The 14,302-nt window shown below is 72.9% G+C and carries 13 protein-coding genes; 2 read left to right on the forward strand and 11 right to left on the reverse strand.

Features of this window, described 5'->3' with window-relative positions:
• Positions 1-3: 3 nt before the first annotated feature.
• The 10 genes from AB0F82_RS06910 to AB0F82_RS06955 all read right to left on the reverse strand — a co-directional run bounded on the left by AB0F82_RS06910 (position 4) and on the right by AB0F82_RS06955 (position 11,353).
• Positions 4-249, reverse strand: a complete 246-nt coding sequence (locus AB0F82_RS06910; protein WP_030961279.1) for a hypothetical protein — start codon at positions 247-249, stop codon at positions 4-6.
• On the reverse strand, positions 246-1,739 hold the full coding sequence (gene gatA, locus AB0F82_RS06915; protein WP_362624704.1) for an Asp-tRNA(Asn)/Glu-tRNA(Gln) amidotransferase subunit GatA: 1,494 nt from the start codon (positions 1,737-1,739) through the stop codon (positions 246-248). Before gatA ends, AB0F82_RS06910 begins: the two co-directional genes overlap by 4 nt.
• Positions 1,740-1,744: 5 nt before the next feature.
• Complete coding sequence (gatC, locus tag AB0F82_RS06920; RefSeq protein WP_030030671.1) at positions 1,745-2,041, reverse strand: Asp-tRNA(Asn)/Glu-tRNA(Gln) amidotransferase subunit GatC; 297 nt, start codon at positions 2,039-2,041, stop codon at positions 1,745-1,747.
• A 235-nt stretch (positions 2,042-2,276) separates the two neighbouring features.
• Complete coding sequence (locus tag AB0F82_RS06925; protein WP_436842048.1) at positions 2,277-4,457, reverse strand: putative bifunctional diguanylate cyclase/phosphodiesterase; 2,181 nt, start codon at positions 4,455-4,457, stop codon at positions 2,277-2,279.
• A gap of 386 nt (positions 4,458-4,843) precedes the next feature.
• On the reverse strand, positions 4,844-7,045 hold the full coding sequence (gene ligA / locus AB0F82_RS06930; protein WP_362624706.1) for an NAD-dependent DNA ligase LigA: 2,202 nt from the start codon (positions 7,043-7,045) through the stop codon (positions 4,844-4,846).
• 30 nt (positions 7,046-7,075) lie between these two features.
• Positions 7,076-8,059 (reverse strand): methionine synthase, encoded by a 984-nt coding sequence (locus AB0F82_RS06935; protein ID WP_356810690.1) that lies wholly within the window; start codon positions 8,057-8,059, stop codon positions 7,076-7,078.
• Positions 8,056-8,745: an SDR family oxidoreductase gene (locus AB0F82_RS06940; protein ID WP_362624708.1), complete on the reverse strand. Its 690-nt coding sequence runs from the start codon at positions 8,743-8,745 to the stop codon at positions 8,056-8,058. The genes AB0F82_RS06935 and AB0F82_RS06940 overlap by 4 nt, the downstream gene beginning before the upstream one ends.
• A 190-nt stretch (positions 8,746-8,935) precedes the next feature.
• Positions 8,936-9,886, reverse strand: a complete 951-nt coding sequence (locus AB0F82_RS06945; RefSeq protein WP_362624710.1) for a hypothetical protein — start codon at positions 9,884-9,886, stop codon at positions 8,936-8,938.
• The gene (locus tag AB0F82_RS06950) at positions 9,886-10,230 is read right to left on the reverse strand and encodes a DUF1330 domain-containing protein (protein ID WP_356810687.1); all 345 of its coding nucleotides are present in this window, start codon (positions 10,228-10,230) and stop codon (positions 9,886-9,888) included. Before AB0F82_RS06950 ends, AB0F82_RS06945 begins: the two co-directional genes overlap by 1 nt.
• A 94-nt stretch (positions 10,231-10,324) precedes the next feature.
• The gene (locus AB0F82_RS06955) at positions 10,325-11,353 is read right to left on the reverse strand and encodes a GlxA family transcriptional regulator (RefSeq protein ID WP_362624712.1); all 1,029 of its coding nucleotides are present in this window, start codon (positions 11,351-11,353) and stop codon (positions 10,325-10,327) included.
• Between the two features lie 127 nt (positions 11,354-11,480).
• Between AB0F82_RS06955 and AB0F82_RS06960 the strand changes: the two genes are divergently transcribed.
• Positions 11,481-12,404 (forward strand): NADP-dependent oxidoreductase, encoded by a 924-nt coding sequence (locus AB0F82_RS06960; protein WP_362624714.1) that lies wholly within the window; start codon positions 11,481-11,483, stop codon positions 12,402-12,404.
• Positions 12,405-12,428: 24 nt separating this feature from the next.
• On the opposite strand, the gene mnmA is transcribed toward AB0F82_RS06960, so the two are convergent.
• The gene (gene mnmA / locus AB0F82_RS06965) at positions 12,429-13,565 is read right to left on the reverse strand and encodes a tRNA 2-thiouridine(34) synthase MnmA (RefSeq protein WP_356810684.1); all 1,137 of its coding nucleotides are present in this window, start codon (positions 13,563-13,565) and stop codon (positions 12,429-12,431) included.
• Between the two features lie 69 nt (positions 13,566-13,634).
• On the opposite strand from mnmA, the gene AB0F82_RS06970 reads away from it, so the two are divergent.
• Positions 13,635-14,300 (forward strand): N-acetylmuramoyl-L-alanine amidase, encoded by a 666-nt coding sequence (locus tag AB0F82_RS06970; RefSeq protein WP_362624717.1) that lies wholly within the window; start codon positions 13,635-13,637, stop codon positions 14,298-14,300.
• Positions 14,301-14,302 lie beyond the last annotated feature (2 nt).

Raw genomic sequence — 14,302 nt, forward strand, 5'->3', positions numbered from 1 at the left:
CTCTCAGCCCAGCAGGACGTCGTCGTCGCCCAGGCGCTTGAGCTCGCGGTACAGGATCGCGAGGCCGGTGACGATGGCGGCGGCGGACACGGCGGCGTCGACCAGCTTCAGCATGTCGTTCTCGCTGCGGGCCTTCTTGACCTGCTTGATCACGCTGATGGCGCCGAAGGCGGTGGTGCCGATCGACAGGTAGGTGCCGGTCTTGGACTTCTTGAAGCCCTTGGCCTTGGACAGTGCACTGGTGCTCACAGCGACGGTGCCTCCTCAAGCAGCGGGTGACCCCAGCGCGCGACGAAGGCGGCCTCGACGGCCGCGCCGACCTTGTAGAGGCGGTCGTCCTTCATGGCGGGGGCGATGATCTGCAGCCCGACCGGGAGGCCGTCCTCCGGTGCCAGGCCGCAGGGGAGCGACATGGCGGAGTTGCCGGCCAGGTTGGTCGGGATGGTGCACAGGTCCGCGAGGTACATGGCGAGCGGGTCGTCGGTGCGCTCGCCGATGGGGAAGGCGGTGGTCGGGGTCGTCGGGGAGACGATCACGTCGACCTGCTCGAAGGACTTCTCGAAGTCCTGCGAGATGAGCGTGCGGACCTTCTGGGCGGAGCCGTAGTACGCGTCGTAGTAGCCGGAGCTGAGCGCGTACGTGCCGAGGATGACGCGGCGCTTGACCTCGTCGCCGAAGCCGGCTTCGCGGGTCAGGGCGGTGACGTCCTCGGCGGACTTGGTGCCGTCGTCGCCGACGCGCAGGCCGTAGCGCATGGCGTCGAAGCGGGCCAGGTTGGAGGAGCACTCGGACGGCGCGATCAGGTAGTACGCGGCCATCGCGAGGTCGAAGGACGGGCAGTCCAGCTCGACGATCTCGGCGCCGAGCTCCTTGAGGAGCTCCACCGACTCGTTGAAGCGCTGGACGACGCCGGCCTGGTAGCCCTCACCGGCGAACTGCTTGACGACGCCGACGCGCATGCCGGCGACGGAGCCGTTGCGGGCGGCCTCGACGACCGGCGGGACCGGGGCGTCGATGGAGGTGGAGTCGAGCGGGTCGTGCCCGGCGATCACCTCGTGCAGCAGGGCCGCGTCCAGGACCGTGCGGGCGCAGGGCCCGCCCTGGTCGAGGGAGGAGGAGAAGGCGACCATGCCGTAGCGCGAGACGCCGCCGTACGTGGGCTTGACGCCGACCGTGCCGGTGACGGCGGCGGGCTGGCGGATGGAGCCGCCGGTGTCCGTCCCGATGGCGAGCGGGGCCTGGAAGGCGGCGAGCGCCGCCGCGGAGCCGCCGCCGGAGCCGCCGGGGATGCGGGTGAGGTCCCAGGGGTTGCCGGTGGGGCCGTAGGCGCTGTTCTCGGTGGAGGACCCCATGGCGAACTCGTCCATGTTGGTCTTGCCGAGGATGACGACGTCGGCTTCCTTGAGCTTGCGCGTCAGGGTGGCGTCGTAGGGCGGGATCCAGCCTTCGAGGATCTTCGAGCCGACGGTGGTCGGGACCCCGACGGTGGTGAAGATGTCCTTGAGGGCGAGGGGCACGCCGGCCAGCGGGCCGAGCTTCTCGCCGGCTTCCCGCTTGGCGTCGACGACGCGGGCCTGGGCGAGGGCGCCTTCGCGGTCGACGTGCAGGAAGGCGTGGACCTTCTCGTCGGTCGCGTCGATGCGGGCCAGGTGGGCCTCGGTCACCTCGACGGCCGTGAGCTCGCCGGAGGCGATCTTCTCGGCGGTCTCGGCGGCCGTGAGCTTGATGATGTCGACCATGGCTGTTAGTCCTCCCCCAGGATCTGCGGCACCTTGAAACGCTGCTGCTCCTGGGCGGGAGCACCGGAGAGCGCCTGCTCGGGGGTGAGCGACGGACGGACCTCGTCCGCACGCATGACGTTGGTCAGCGGCAGCGGGTGGGAGGTCGGCGGGACGTCTTGGTCGGCGACCTCGGAGACACGGGCGACCGCGCCGATGATGTCGTCGAGCTGTCCGGCGAAGTGATCCAGCTCGTTGCTGGACAGCTCAAGGCGCGCCAGCCGTGCGAGGTGGACGACCTCCTCGCGCGTAATGCCAGGCATGCAGCGATCCTCTGGGGGTGGGTGGATGTGTAGGTTCGGGCTCAATCCTATGGGGCCCGGTGCCCGGCCTGCGAAACGGTTTGGCCCGGGCCGCCGCCCGGAGCCGTCCGGCGGCGCCGGTAGAGGTGGCTCGGACGCCGGCGCGACGAAGAACGGGGCTCCGCCCCGGACCCGCCGCCCCGCACGCCGGCGGGGCCCGGGTCCGCGGCGGAGCCCCGGCGACCGCGCCGCAGGATCAGACCGCGTCGGCCTCGGCCGCCGCCAGTTCCGCCGTGATGTCCGCCGGGCGGCGCCAGCCGCGTTCACCGCGGGCCAGCAACCAGGCGGTGGCCTCCTGCGGCGGCATCGCGGCGGCCACCAGCCATCCCTGTACGGCGTCGCAGCCCAGGTCCCGCAGCCTCTCCCAGGTCTCGTCGTCCTCGACGCCCTCCGCCACGACGAGCAGGCCGAGCGAATGGGCGAGGTCCACGGTGCAGCGGACGATCTCCGCGTCCTGCGTGTCGACCGCCAGCCGGCCCACGAACGACCGGTCGATCTTCAGCTCGCTGACCGGCAGGCGGCGCAGGTGGACGAGTGAGGAGTAGCCGGTGCCGAAGTCGTCCAGGGACATCTTCACTCCGTGCCCCGTGAGGCCGGCCATGGTGTCCGCCGCCCGCTGGGGGTCCTCCAGCAGGACGTGTTCCGTTATCTCCAGCTGCAGGCCGCTGGCCGGGACCCCGTGGCGGGCCAGCCGCGCGGCCACCGCGCCGGCGAAGCCCGGGGTGTGGACGTCGCGCGGCGAGACGTTGACGGCGACCGGGACCTTGAGGCCCTGCGCCCGCCAGCGGGCCACCTGGGCCAGGGCGGTCTCCAGCACGTACTCCGTCAGGTGCGGCATCAGCCCGGAGGTCTCGGCGATCGCGATGAACTCGTCCGGAGGCACCCGTCCGCGCTCCGGGTGGACCCAGCGGACCAGCGCTTCGAGTCCTGCGACCTGTCCGTCGAAGCGGACCTTCGGCTGGTAGTGCAGTTCCACTTCGCCTGCGTCGAGGGCCCTGCGCAGGTCGCCGAGGAGGCCCAGGCGGTCGGGGGTGTTGCTGTCGCGCTTGGACTCGTACACCTCCACACCCGTGCGGTCCCGCTTGGCCTGGTACATCGCCACGTCCGCGCGGCGCAGCAGTCCCTCCGCGTCCAGCGCGTGGTCGGGGAAGACGGCGAGGCCGGCGCTGGCCTCCAGGACGAGCGTGAGGCCGTCCAGGTCGAGGGGGGAGCTGAGCTCCGCGACCAGGTGGCGGGCGACGCGCTGGGCGCTGGTGGTGGAGTCGGTGACGGGGAGCAGGACGGCGAACTCGTCGCCGCCGAGGCGGGCGGCCTCCGCCTCGTCGGGCAGGGCCTGCCGCAGCCGGTCGGCGATCTGGAGGAGCAGCCGGTCGCCCGCCAGGTGGCCCAGGGTGTCGTTGACCGCCCGGAAGCGGTCCAGGTCGATCAGCACGAGGGCCGCCCGGGTGCCCAGGCGTTCAGCCTCGTCCAGGGCGGACCAGGCCCGCTCCAGCAGCCACTGCCGGTTCGGCAGCCCGGTCAGGGGGTCCCGCAGCTGCTCCTCGGCGCGCGCCCGGGCGATCCAGAGGGTGGAGTCCAGTGCGATCAGCGGTACGGCGAACAGCGGCAGCAGCACCGGCTGGCTGACCGCGACGACACAGATGAGGGGGGCGATGCCGAGCAGCGCGACCGCCACTAAGGCCTGTCGGAGCAGGGCGGTCCGGGCCACGGTGGGCAGCCCGCCGCCGCGCGGGGCCAGGGCGATCCAGAGCAGGAACCGGGTGGCCAGCAGGTAGGCGACGGCGACCAGGGCGATCTCCGGTACGGCGTCCAGCCCCCAGGTGGCGGGCGGCCAGGGGGTTTCGACGGAGGGCGTCTCGCCGAAGGCGGCGAGGACGAGGGCCCCGGCCCCGATGCCGAGGATGTCGACGGAGCCGTGGAGCACCCCCTGCCGCCAGCGGTGCCGGCGTGCGGCCCCGACCAGGGAGACCACGGCCAGCGAGACCAGTCCGGCGGGCACCCAGCCGTAGAGGATGAGCACGCCGAGGGTGAGGGCGGCGCCCGATCCGGTACCGCCCCACCAGCGGTCGCGGCCGAGGGCGACCAGGTGGCCGACGATGATGCCGGTGAGCAGGGCCAGCGCCCAGCCGACCGGCCCGCCGGGGAACAGGGCGTGACGGCCGCTCAGGGCGGTCGCGACGCCGGCGGTGAGGACCGCGACCGCGAGACCCACGACGAGGAAGGGCAGCACACCGCGCCGCCCCTGCCCGCCCTCACCGGTGTCGACCGGTCGGGTCTCCGCCGTCCTGGCACCCAGGACGCCGAGCCTGCCCGCCCGCATGGACGGGATGTCCCCGCCGAATTCAGGTGACGGGTCGGCGCTTTCGGTGGGTTTCATGCCCGTACCTCTCACAGCCGGCGATGCCGATGTCACGCGATGGCCCCGATGTCGTGCCACCACGGCCGGAATCGCATCCCGCAGCCGTGCACGACAGGCGCACACCTCAACAGTAGGACGCGCGAGGCTCCCAGGGGCAGCGGTCGGCAGTGGTTGCCCGAATGCGACCCAGCCATCCTCATCAGTACGGTATCCGCCGAACGGGTGAGTTTGGACCGGGGCCCCCAGTCACCCGTCCGATGATCCGACAGGTCACCGCCCCGCGACCAGCCTTGTACCGGCCGATTACCACCGTCCGCCGCGCCTGGCGTGCGCCCGCCCGTACGGCCGCACGCCACGCATCCGTTCGCCTTCGCTACTCCCCCTCGGGGATTGCCCTATGGGTACTACTCCCCTTCGGGGGCGCCGTCCAGCGGGAGCGCGGCTTCGCGTGCCGCGTCCGGGCCCTGCTCCAGCAGCACGGCGAAACCGGCGTCGTCGAGGACGGGCAGCTTCAACTGGACGGCCTTGTCGTACTTCGAGCCGGGGTTGTCACCGACCACGACGAAGGAGGTCTTCTTGGAGACGGATCCGGTCACCTTGGCGCCGCGCCTCTGCAGGGCCTCCTTGGCACCGTCCCGCGTATGGCTCTGCAAAGTGCCGGTGACGACGACGGTCAGGCCCTCCAGGGGCCGCGGCCCCTCCTCCTCGGCGGAACCTTCCTCCTCCATCCGGACCCCCGCCTCCCGCCACTTGCGCAGGATCTCCCGGTGCCAGTCGACCGCGAACCACTCCTTGAGGGAGGCGGCGATGATCGCGCCGACCCCGTCGGTGGCGGTCAGCTGTTCCTCGGTCGCCGCCTCGATCGCCGCGATGGACCGGAACTCGCGGGCGAGCGCTTCGGCCGCGACCGGCCCTACGTGGCGGATGGACAGGCCGTTGATGATCCGGGCGAGCGGGCGCTCCTTGGCCGCGGCGATGTTCTCCAGCATGGCCAGGGCGTTCTTCTTGGGCTCGCCCTTCTGGTTGGCGAAGACCCTGACGATCTTCTCCTCGCCCGTCTTCGGGTCGCGCTTGGGCAGGCCGCTGTCCTGGTCCAGGACGTACGCCTTGATGGGCAGCAGCTGCTCGATGGTCAGGTCGAAGAGGTCGCCCTCGTCGAGCAGGGGCGGCTGCGCCGGCTCCAGCGGGCCGGTGAGCGCGGCGGCGGCGACCATGCCGAAGTTCTCGATGTCCAGGGACTGCCGGCCGGCCAGGTAGAAGAGCCGCTCGCGCAACTGGGCCGGGCACGTCTGGGCGTTGGGGCACCGGACGTCGATGTCCCCCTCCTTCATGGGCCGCAGCGCGGTCCCGCAGGCGGGGCACTCGGCCGGCATCTCGAACTCCCGCTCGGTGCCGTCCCGCAGGTCCACCACCGGCCCGAGGATCTCGGGGATGACGTCGCCCGCCTTGCGCAGTACCACGGTGTCCCCGATGAGCACGCCCTTGGCCTTGACGACCTCCTGGTTGTGCAGGGTGGCGAACTCGACCTCGGAGCCCGCCACCGTCACCGGCTCCACCTGCGCGTAGGGGGTCACGCGGCCGGTGCGCCCGACGCCGACCTTGATGTCGATCAGCTTGGTGTTGACCTCTTCGGGCGCGTACTTCCAGGCGATGGCCCAGCGCGGGGCGCGGGCGGTGGACCCGAGGCGCCCCTGGAGGGCGATCTCGTCGAGCTTGACGACGACGCCGTCGATCTCGTGCTCCACCGAGTGCCGGTTCTCGCCGAACTCCGTGATGAACGCCCGGACCTCGGCCAGGGAGGAGAGCACCTTGTTGTGCCGGGCGGTGGGCAGGCCCCACTCGCGCAGCAGCTCGTACGCCTGCGACTGGCGCTCGATCTCGAAGCCCTCGCGGGCGCCGATGCCGTGGACGACCATGTGCAGGGGGCGGCTCGCCGTGACCTTCGGGTCCTTCTGGCGCAGCGAACCTGCCGCGGCGTTGCGCGGGTTGGCGAAGGGCTTGCCCTCGGCCGCGACGAGTCTCGCGTTGAGCTCCTCGAACTTCTCCATCGGGAAGTAGACCTCGCCGCGGATCTCGACGAGGGCCGGGATCCGGTCGCCGGACAGGCGGTCGGGGATGTCGGCGATGGTGCGGACGTTGGGCGTGATGTCCTCACCGGTGCGGCCGTCGCCGCGGGTGGCCGCCCGGGTGAGGCGGCCGTTCTCGTAGGTGAGGTTGACGGCGAGGCCGTCCACCTTCAGCTCGCACAGGTAGTGGTAGTCGGAGGTGCCCGTGTCCCGCGCCACCCGCTCGGCCCAGGCGGACAGTTCCTCGTCGTCGAAGGCGTTGTCGAGGGAGAGCATGCGCTCGCGGTGCTCGACGGAGGCGAAGTCCGTCTCGTACGCCCCGGCCACCTTCTGGGTGGGCGAGTCGGGCGTGCGCAGCTCCGAATACTGCTCCTCCAGTGCCTCCAGCGAACGCAGCAGCTGGTCGAACTCGGCGTCGCTGACGACCGGCTGGTCGTTCACGTAGTACCGGAAGCGGTGCTCCTCGACCTGCTCGGCCAGCAGCTGGTGCTGTTCGCGCACCGCCGCCGGTACTGCCGTGTCCTGCTGTTCGGCTGCCATGCCGTGTCCTCCCGTGGCCCGTCTCGACCGTCACTCAGGGTTGTCGGCGAGCGACCTCGCCGCTCTGGCGCAATGCGCCTGGACCGCGCGGGCGTAGGCGGGCGAGGCGCCCGCCAGACCGCACGAGGGGGTGACCACGACGGACTCCGCCAGAGTCCCCGGGGCCAGCCCCAGCCTGCGCCAGAGCTTCCTGACACCCATGACGCTACCGCCCGGGTCCGACAACGGGCCGTCGGTGCCGGGCACCACTCCGGCGAACAGCTTCGTACCGCCTTCGACGGCCTCGCCGACCGCGTCGTCCTCGCGCTCCGTGAGCAGCGAGAAATCGAACGACACGCCCGTGGCGCCGGCCCGCCGCAGCAGGCCGAAGGGGACCTCGGGCGCGCAGGAGTGGACGATCACCTCACCGTCGTGGACGGCGAACAGGTCGCGCAGCGTGCCCTCGACGACCTGCCGGTCCACGGCGCGGTAGGTGCGGTAGCCGCTCGCGGAGCGGACCCGGCCGAGCAGCACGGCCGTCAGGGACGGCTCGTCGAGCTGGAGCACGATGTCGGCGCCGGGAATCCGCCTGCGCACGTCGGCCAGGTGCTCGCGCAGGCCCTCGGCGAGGGATCCTGCCAGGTCCCGGCAGGCGCCGGCGTCCTGCAGCATCGCCTCGCCGCCGTGCAACTCCAGGGCGGAGGCCAGCGTCCACGGCCCGACCGCCTGGACCTTGAGCCTGCCGGTGTAGCCCTGGGTGAACTCCTCCAGGGCGTCCAGGTCCTCGCCCAGCCAGGACCGGGCCCGGCGCGTGTCGCGTCCGGGACGGTCGCTGATCCGCCAGCCGCTGGGCTCCACGTGCGCGTACATGTCGACGAGCAGCCCGGCCGAGCGGCCGATCATGTCCGCGCCGGGACCGCGGGCGGGCAGCTCGGGCAGGTACGGGAAGTCCTCGAAGGAGCCGGTCGCGGTCCTGGCGGCCTCGCGGGCGTCGCCGCCGGGCAGCGAGCCGACGCCGGTCGCACCCGCGCTCATCGGCCCGGCCTCACGGACAGGTCGTTGACCTCGGCGTCGCGGGGCAGGTCGACGGCCATCACGATGGTGGTCGCCACCGACTCGGGGTCGATCCAGTCGGCGGGGTCGTACTCCTTGCCCTCCTGGGAGTGCACCTTGGCCTGCATGGGGCTGGCGGTGCGGCCGGGGTAGACGGAGGTGACGCGGATGCCGTTGGCCCGCTCCTCGCCGCGCAGGGAGTCGGCGAGCGCCTTCAGCCCGTGCTTGGACGCGGCGTACGCGCTCCAGTCGGCGTGGGCGGTGAGGCCCGCTCCGGAGTTCACGAAGACGATGGTGGCCTTGGAGGCGCGCAGCGTGGGCAGCAGCAGCCGGGTCACCTCGGCGGGGGCGACCAGGTTCACATTGAGCTGCTGGTGCCAGGTCTTGGGGCGCAGCTCCCCCACCGGTCCGAGGTCGACGATCCCTGCGATGTGCAGCAGCGAGTCGATGCGCTCGGGGATCGCCTGCTTGGAGAAGGCCCAGGAGAGCCGGTCGGGATCGGCGAGGTCGCCCACGAGGACCCGGGAGCCGGGGTAGCGCTCGACGAGCTGCTTGCCGCGGCCGGCGTCGCGGGCCAGGAGGACGAGGTCGTCGCCGCGGGCGTGCAGGCGGGTCGCGACGGCGGCGCCGATGCCGGAACCGGCACCGGTGATCAAGTGAGTAGCCATACCGCCCATGCTCGCAGGTCGCGCGGGCCGCAGAGGGCGAAGCCCGGCTCCGGACGGCTCAACCCTCTGTGGCGGCCCGGCGGGACCGTGCGACGACCGACGGCGCCAGGGCCGCCCGCTGCGCGGTGACGGCGGGCGGGAACCCGGTGCCGACGACCGTCCGCTGGGGCGCGGGGCCCGAAGGCCGAGGTCAGGTGCCGACGGCAGCCGCGTATGCCCGCTCCACGGCGGCGCGGGCGGCGGCCGCCTGCTCCGCCGTGACGGCGGGGGCGAAGCCATGGCCGATCGTGGCGTGCGGGAGCGCGGCGACGAGCCGTGCCCGCGTGTCCGCCCGCGGCGCGGCCCACCGCCGGAGCGCCTGCGCCCGTACGTCGGCCAGCGCGGCGGCACGGTCCGGCGCGGGCGGGGCGAAGCGGCCGCCGGAGGCCCGTTCGTGCTCCGCCCAGCGGTCCTCCCAGAACTCCACCGCCCAGCCGGGCCACCGCTGCTCGACGGTGCGGGCGTGGGCCCGGGCCGTGTTCAGCCACCAGCCGACCTGGCGCCGGGACGGGTCGACGTGGATCCCGGCATCCGCCCGCAGCCGGTATCGGCCGTGGCCGGGGGCGTCCCGGAGCCGGTCCAGCAGGGCGGGGCCCTCCTCGACCGGGTGGTCGTTGATGTCGGCGAGGGCGTGACAGCGGTCGGGACCGACAGTGACCACGGCGACCAGCGGATCGGGATCGGCCAGCTCCTCGTCGTCCGGCTCCGGCGCCGGGCCGGGGTACACGTCGGCGCCGGGCTCCGGCTGGGCGAGGCCGAGGTGGGCGCGCGGCCCGCTCTGGCCCTCGTAGAGCCAGCGCACCTCCCAGCCGGGCCAGGCGAGCCGCAGCAGCTCCATGCCGGCGGCCCGGGTGCGCAGTGAGGCGGCGGGCCCCTCCCCCGCGAAGACCAACAAGAGCCTGCGGAAGGGGTCGGCGAGGACGCCCGCCTCAACCATGTCGTCCGGGTACCAGCTGTCGTCGGGCGCGTGGGCGCGCAGGTACGGGATCACCACCTCGGGCCCGGCCGGCAGGTCGAGGTCCAGGGCCACCGCGCCGTAGGAGGAGCGGTGGCGGGTGTGTCCTTCGGGGCCCGCGATCACGAAGGTGGCCCGGTTGCCCATCAGAAGCCGGCTTCGGCGCGCAGTCGGGCAGCCGTCTCGGAGGCGTCGTAGTCGGCCGGGACGCCTTCGACCAGGACGGCCTCGCCCGCGATGTGATCGGTGCGCAGCGGGAGGACGGCCTGGTAGGCGTCGGAGGCGTACCAGGCGCGGGCACGCTCGATGTCGGGGAAGCCGATGACGACGACGGTGCCGGGGAAGGGCCCTTCAAGGACCTCGACCTCCTTGCCGTGCACGAGGAACCGGCCGCCGAAGGGGTCCATCGTCGACTGGATGGCCTCGATGTAGGTGAGGACGTCCTCGTTCATCGTCTCGGGGCGGAGGTGGGCGATGGCGTACGCGGTCATGGTCTGCTCCCCTGTCGGTCCCGACCGGTCCGCCGGTGCGGGCCGTTGATCCGATCCTCGCAGCGTGCGACCGGGGTGGCGATTACCTCTCAGGTCATGCCGGGGCGGCGGGCTGGAAGGTGCGCCGGTAGGCGATCGGGGAGACGCCGAGGGACGCGCGCATGTGCTGGCGCAGGGAGTTGGCGGAGCCGAAGCCGGACCGGTGGGCCACCAGGTCGACGGGGAGGTCGCTGGACTCCAGCAGGTGCCGGGCCGCCTCCAGGCGTTGTGCGGTGAGCCACTGGACGGGGGTCATGCCGACCTCGTCGCGGAAGCGCCGGGTGAAGGTGCGCAGGCTCATCCGGGCATGGGCGGCGAGTTCGGCGAGGCTGACCGGTTCGGCGAGGCGTTCCAGGGCCCAGGCACGGGTGGCGGTGGTGGTGGCGACGGTGGGTTCGGGGACCGGGCGGTCGATGAACTGGGCCTGGCCGCCGTCGCGCCAGGGCGGTACGACGCACATGCGCGCGGCCCGGTTGGTGACGGCCACGCCGTGGTCGCGCCGGATCAGGTGCAGGCAGAGGTCTACTCCGGCGGAGACCCCGGCAGAGGTCAGGACGTCGCCGTCGTCGACGAAGAGGACGTCCTCGTCGATGCGGACCCGGGGGTAGGCGCGGCGGAACTCGTCGGCGAGGTTCCAGTGGGTGGTCGCGGGGCGGTCGTCGAGGAGTCCGGCGGCCGCGAGCACGTAGGAGCCGGAGCAGATCGACACCAGGCGGGTGCCGGGTCGGATGCCGGCGATGGCCTCGGCGACGGCGGGGGGCAGCGGTCCGCCGTCGGCCAGCCCGGGCATGGCGTGGGTGGGCGGGACGATCACGGTGTCGGCGGCGGCGAGGGCCTCGGGCCCGGCGGCGGGCTGGAGGGTGAAGCCGGAGTCGCTGGGCACGGGGGCGCCGTCGGCGGTGCAGACGACGACCTCGTAGAGCGCTTCGCCGTCGTCGTCCACGGCGCTGCCGAAGACGCGGGAGGGGATGCCCAGCTCGAACGGGGGGAAGCCGGGCAGGGCCAGCACCGCGACCAGGTGCCGGCCGTCCGCTCCGTTCCCGCGGAGGGTCGCGTCCCCGGTGTGCTGCTCGATTTCACCCATGGCCAGATCCTGTCACATAGTGGCCAAACGGCCAACACCATGAGGATGCGCGGGGCCCGAATCTGGAACACGTCGCCGGGAAACAGCCCGGTACCTGACGCAAACGGATGGAATGAGGCGGACTGAGATGCGCGCGATCGTCGTCAACGAGTGGGGCGGCCCGGGGAACCTGGTCGAGCGGGAGATCGAGCGGCCCGAGCCGGGTCTGGGCGAGGTCCTCGTCCGGGTCCACGCGGCGGGCGTCAACCCGGTCGACTGGAAGACCCGCGCCAGCGGCGCCCTCATCGCCTGGGGCGAGACCCCGATCGTGGGCTGGGACGTCTCCGGCACCGTCGAGGCGGTCGGCCCCGGCGTGACCCTCTACGCCCCCGGCGACGAGGTGTACGGCATGCCGCACTTCCCGCGGCAGGCGGGCGGCTACGCGGAGTACGTGGCGGCCCCGGCGCGGCACTTCGCCCGCAAGCCCGCCTCCCTCGACCACGTGCAGGCGGCGGCGCTGCCGCTGGCGGCGCTCACCGCGTGGCAGGCGCTGGTGGACACGGCCGGCATCACGGCCGGGCAGCGGGTGCTCGTGCACGCGGCGGCCGGCGGCGTCGGGCACCTGGCGGTGCAGATCGCCAAGGCGCGCGGCGCGTACGTGATCGGCACGGCCAGCGCGGCCAAGCACGACGTGCTGCGCGAGCTGGGCGCCGACGAGCTGATCGACTACCGCTCGGTGGACTTCGCCGAGGCGGTCTCGGACGTCGACGTCGTACTGGACGCGCTGGGCGGCGAGACCGCCGAGCGCAGCCTGAAGGTCCTCAAGCCCGGCGGGCACCTGGTGTCCCTGCCCGGCCCGGACTCCGTCCCGGCGGACGCCGACGGGGTGAACGCGTCCTGGGTCCTGGTCGACCCCGACCTCAAGGGCCTGGAGGCCATCGCGGACCTCGCGGACAAGGGGCTGCTGAAGCCGCTGGTGGAGACGGTGCTGCCGCTCGCGCAGGCCGCCCGTGCCCACGAGATCGGCGAGCAGGGCCGCACCACCGGCAAGATCGTCCTGACGGTGGTCTGACCGTCGCCGGCCGCCGCCGCCCCGTCAGGCGGTGGCGGGGGCCGCGGCGCGCGTCGTCGTCGCGATGGTGGCGGAGCCGACCACGCGGGTGCCGTCGTAGAGCACGATCGCCTGGCCGGGGGCCACGCCCCGGACGGGCTCGGTGAAGGAGACGCGCAGCTCGCCGTCCACGACCTCGGCGAAGACCTCGGTCTCGCCGCCGTGGGCGCGCAGCTGGGCGGTGTAGGTGCCCGGTGCGGCCGCCTCGGCGCCGCACCAGCGGGGCCGGATCGCGGTGAGGGCGCTGACGTCGAGGGCCTCGACGGGGCCGACGGTGACGGTGTTGTTCACCGGGGAGATGTCCAGGACGTAGCGCGGCTTGCCGTCGGGGGCCGGGTGGCCGATCCGCAGGCCCTTGCGCTGGCCGATGGTGAAGCCGAAGGCTCCCTCGTGGGTGCCGACCTTCTCGCCGGACTCGTCGACGATGTCGCCCTCGGCCTTGCCGAGGCGGTGGGCGAGGAAGCCCTGGGTGTCGCCGTCCGCGATGAAGCAGATGTCGTGGCTGTCGGGCTTCTTCGCGACGGCCAGGCCCCGGGCTTCCGCCTCGGCGCGGATCTCGTCCTTGGTGGTGAGGGTGTCGCCGAGCGGGAAGAGGGCGTGGGCCAGCTGCTTCTCGTCGAGGACGCCGAGGACGTACGACTGGTCCTTGGCCATGTCGGAGGCGCGGTGCAGCTCGCGGGAGCCGTCCTCCTTGAGTACGACGGTGGCGTAGTGGCCGGTGCAGACGGCGTCGAAGCCGAGGGCGAGGGCCTTGTCGAGGAGGGCCGCGAACTTGATCTTCTCGTTGCAGCGCAGGCACGGATTCGGGGTGCGGCCGGCTTCGTACTCGGAGATGAAGTCCTCGACGACGTCCTCGCGGAAGCGCTCGGCGAGGTCCCACACGTAGAAGGGGATGCCGATGACGTCGGCGGCGCGGCGGGCGTCGCGGGAGTCCTCGATGGTGCAGCAGCCGCGGGCGCCGGTCCGGAAGGACTGCGGGTTCGCGGAGAGCGCGAGGTGGACGCCGGTCACGTCGTGCCCGGCTTCGACGGCACGGGCGGCGGCGACGGCGGAGTCCACTCCGCCGGACATGGCGGCCAGGACGCGAAGGGGGCGGTCGGTGCGCGGCAGGTTCTCAGTCATAGCACCGTCCAGGGTACGGGGGAACCGAGCGGGGTCACAGCGCGTTGTCGGTTCAGGGGGGTGGATCACATGACCGAGCAGGGGAACGCGAGATCGAAGCCGCGGAGCCGCACGCGCAGGGCCGTGCTGTTCGGCGGCCTCGGGGTGGTCGCCGCGGCGGCCGTCGCGGGGCGGGACGAGATCAGCCGCGCCTGGTGGCTGATGCCCGGGGTGTCCAAGCCGCGCAAGGAGGGCGAGATCGACCACGTGGGCGCGGGGTGGACCGCCGCCTCCCCGGCGAACTGGCGGATGGCGGACCGGCCCGACGACTACCGGGTGGACCGGATCGTCGTGCACGTCACACAGGGCGGCTTCCAGTCGTCGGTGGACGCCTTCAAGAACCCGTGGCACAAGGCGTCGGCGCACTACATAGTCCGCGGTGACGGACATGTGGAGCAGATGGTGCGCGAGCTGGACGTGGCCTTCCACGCCGGCAACCGCTCGATGAACGAGCGCAGCGTCGGCATCGAGCACGTCGGCTTCGTGGACCGCCCGAAGGACTTCACGGACGCCATGTACACGGCCTCGGCGCGACTGGCGGCCGCCGTCTGCCGCCGGTACGACTTCCCGGCGGACCGCACCCACATCGTCGGGCACTCCGAGGTGCCGGGGGCCGATCACACGGACCCGGGCGACCACTGGGACTGGGACCGCTACATACGCATGGTCCGGGAGGCCCTGGCCGCTTCGGCCTGACC

The organism is Streptomyces virginiae (assembly GCF_040638905.1).
Lineage (GTDB): Bacteria > Actinomycetota > Actinomycetes > Streptomycetales > Streptomycetaceae > Streptomyces > Streptomyces virginiae_B.